The sequence below is a fragment of the Pseudorhizobium endolithicum genome (genome assembly GCF_902153245.2).
GTDB classification, from domain to species: domain Bacteria; phylum Pseudomonadota; class Alphaproteobacteria; order Rhizobiales; family Rhizobiaceae; genus Neorhizobium; species Neorhizobium endolithicum.
In genome coordinates, this window is the sequence record NZ_CABFWF030000010.1 from 438551 (window position 1) to 441338 (window position 2788).

Genomic DNA, 2788 nt, shown 5'->3' on the forward strand with positions numbered 1-2788 from the left:
CCACCAATTCCTTCAAGCTCAGCCCTTCTTCGCGGCCGCCACCAACGCCTTGGCATCCGGGCTGTCCCAGGCTGCAGGACCATTCATGGCGGAGACGAGGCAGCCATTCTTGTCGAGGATGAGCGTGACGGGGAGGCCGAAGGCAAGCCCTTCCTTCTTCATCGTATTGAAGACGCCCATGGTGCTGTCGCGGTAGTAGCCGAGCGCGTCCACGCCCGTTTCTGCCAGGAAGGCCCTGGGCTTCTCGTCGGAGCCCGTATCGATGTTGACGGCGACCACCTCGAAATCCTTCCCGCCCATCTCCCTCTGCAGGTTGTTGAGCGCCGGCATTTCTTCACGGCACGGGCCGCACCATGTCGCCCACAGGTTGAGCAGCACCGTCTTGCCGGCAAAATCCCCGGTCTTCAGATCCTGGCCTTCCGGCCCCTTGAAAGACAGGTCGATCGGACGCGGCGAGGTGGCGGCCGCCATCGCGGCAACCTCTCCGCGGGCAAACTCGTCGACCGTCCGCGCCAGTTCGACCGTACCCTCGCAGGAGCCGGCCGCACCTGCGACCTCGCCATTGCCAGACCCGCCACTCCTCACGTATACCGCCACGGCACCGGCGATCAGGCCAGCCACGGCGGCGATCACGATCAATCTGGCGGAGGGAAGGCCAAGCGGTCTTTTGTTCGTCATCTAGCACTCCAGGACTTTTGCATCATGGCTGACGGCACAAAGGACACGGTATCCTCCAACCAGATGTGGGGCGGTCGCTTCGCCTCCGGCCCGGATGCGATCATGGAGGAGATAAATGCCTCCATCGACTTCGACAAGAAGCTCTACGCCCAGGACATCCGCGGCTCAATGGCGCATGCGACCATGCTTGCGGCAAAAGGCATCATTTCCGGCGAAGATAAAGACAAGATCGTCGGAGGACTGAACACGATCCTGTCAGAGATCGAGAGCGGCAGCTTCGAATTCTCCCGCAAGCTCGAAGACATCCACATGAACGTGGAGGCACGGCTTGCCGCCCTCATCGGCCCGGCAGCCGGACGGCTGCACACGGCCCGCTCCCGCAACGACCAGGTGGCGCTGGATTTCCGCCTGTGGGTAAAGGAAGAGCTCGCCAAGACGGAGCGGATGCTGACCGATCTGATCGCCGCCTTCCTCGACCGCGCCGAGGAACATGCGGAGACGGTCATGCCTGGCTTCACCCACCTGCAGACGGCGCAGCCCGTCACCTTCGGCCATCACTGCATGGCCTATGTCGAGATGTTCGGCCGCGACCGGCAGCGCGTGCGCCATGCGATCGAGCATCTGGACGAATGCCCGATCGGGGCCGCGGCGCTTGCCGGTACGAGCTTCCCGATCGACCGGCACATGACCGCTGAGGCGCTCGGCTTCCGCGAGCCGACCCGCAATTCCATCGACACCGTCTCCGATCGCGATTTCGCCCTGGAATTCCTGTCAGTCGCCGCCATCTGCGCCATGCATCTTTCGCGGCTGGCGGAGGAGATCGTCATCTGGTCGACGCCGCAATTCGGCTTCATCCGCCTCTCGGACGCCTTTTCGACCGGCTCCTCCATCATGCCGCAGAAGAAGAACCCGGATGCAGCCGAACTGGTCCGCGCCAAAACGGGCCGCATCAACGGCTCTCTGGTGGCGCTCCTGACGGTGATGAAGGGACTGCCGCTGGCCTATTCCAAGGACATGCAGGAGGACAAGGAGCAGGTCTTCGACGCCGCGGAAAACCTGGAGCTGGCGATCGCCGCCATGACCGGCATGGTGCGCGACATGACGGTGCGCGCCGACCGCATGCGCGCGGCCGCAGGCTCCGGCTTCTCCACCGCTACCGACCTCGCCGACTGGCTGGTGCGCGAGGCGGGCCTGCCGTTCCGCGACGCCCATCACGCGACCGGCCGGGCCGTTGCGCTTGCCGAGCAGAAGGGCTGCGATCTCGCGGAACTTTCGCTGGCGGAACTCCAAGGCATCCATGATGCCATCACCGACGAGGTCTTCAATGTTCTGTCGGTCGACGCCTCCGTCGCAAGCCGCGTCAGCTTCGGCGGCACCGCCCCGTCGGAAGTGCGCAAGCAGATCGCCTGGTGGCGGTCCCGCAACTAGCCTGCGAAATGACGGCGGAGTGACTGCACAAGCGGCGGGAACTTCGCTATGACAGCAGCGCAAGCTGCTTGATGAAGGAAACGGAATGTCGAAGTTCGCGCACAAATTCGGCGGCATCGCCCTGACGCTGGCGGTGGCCGGCCTGGTTCTTTCCGGCTGCGGCCGCAAGGGCGATCTGGACCGTCCGAGCACGCCCGTCGAGCAGCAGAACATCCGCAAGACGGGCGAGAACCGAAAGCCGGAGCCGGTGGCAGAAAAGCCGTTCCTCCTCGATCCCCTGCTCTGAGCGGAAATCTTCGTGAATCACTTCCACTATATCGATGGCGTGCTCCACGCCGAAAACGTGCCCATTCCGGAAATCGCCAGGGCAGTCGGCACGCCCTTCTACGTCTATTCGACCGCGACGCTGGAGCGTCACTATACCGTCTTCGCGAAGGCCTTTGCCGACGTCGACGCCATGGTCTGCTATGCGATGAAGGCCAATTCCAATCAGGCCGTGTTGCGGACGCTCGGCCGTCTCGGGGCCGGCGTCGATGTCGTCTCGGGGGGCGAACTGCGCCGGGCGCTGGCCGCCGGCATTCCGGCGAACCGCATCATGTTCTCCGGCGTCGGCAAGACGGCATCCGAGATGGACCTGGCGCTCGAGGCCGGCATCTACTGCTTCAATGTCGAATCCGAGCCG

The 2788-nt window shown here is 64.1% G+C and carries 4 protein-coding genes; 3 read left to right on the forward strand and 1 reads right to left on the reverse strand.

What is annotated here, in order from left to right:
* Positions 1-18 precede the first annotated feature (18 nt).
* Positions 19-678 carry a thiol:disulfide interchange protein TlpA gene (tlpA, locus tag RTCK_RS07985; protein WP_142592407.1) on the reverse strand — a complete coding sequence of 220 codons (660 nt, stop codon included), beginning with the start codon at positions 676-678 and terminating at the stop codon, positions 19-21.
* A gap of 24 nt (positions 679-702) precedes the next feature.
* On the opposite strand from tlpA, the gene argH reads away from it, so the two are divergent.
* From argH to RTCK_RS08000, 3 genes are all read left to right on the forward strand, one after another.
* Complete coding sequence (argH, locus tag RTCK_RS07990) at positions 703-2106, forward strand: argininosuccinate lyase (RefSeq protein ID WP_142592408.1); 1404 nt, start codon at positions 703-705, stop codon at positions 2104-2106.
* A gap of 85 nt (positions 2107-2191) precedes the next feature.
* The gene (lptM, locus tag RTCK_RS07995) at positions 2192-2392 is read left to right on the forward strand and encodes an LPS translocon maturation chaperone LptM (RefSeq protein ID WP_142592409.1); all 201 of its coding nucleotides are present in this window, start codon (positions 2192-2194) and stop codon (positions 2390-2392) included.
* A 12-nt stretch (positions 2393-2404) separates the two neighbouring features.
* On the forward strand, positions 2405-2788 hold a 384-nt coding region (locus RTCK_RS08000; protein ID WP_408004512.1), incomplete at its 3' end, for a diaminopimelate decarboxylase family protein.

Bases quoted from the DNA above. Each gene is read 5' to 3' on its own strand.
- tlpA (WP_142592407.1), bottom strand. From the start codon at position 678: ATGACGAACAAAAGACCGCTTGGCCTTCCCTCCGCCAGATTGATCGTG.
- argH (WP_142592408.1), top strand. From the start codon at position 703: ATGGCTGACGGCACAAAGGACACGGTATCCTCCAACCAGATGTGGGGC.
- lptM (WP_142592409.1), top strand. From the start codon at position 2,192: ATGTCGAAGTTCGCGCACAAATTCGGCGGCATCGCCCTGACGCTGGCG.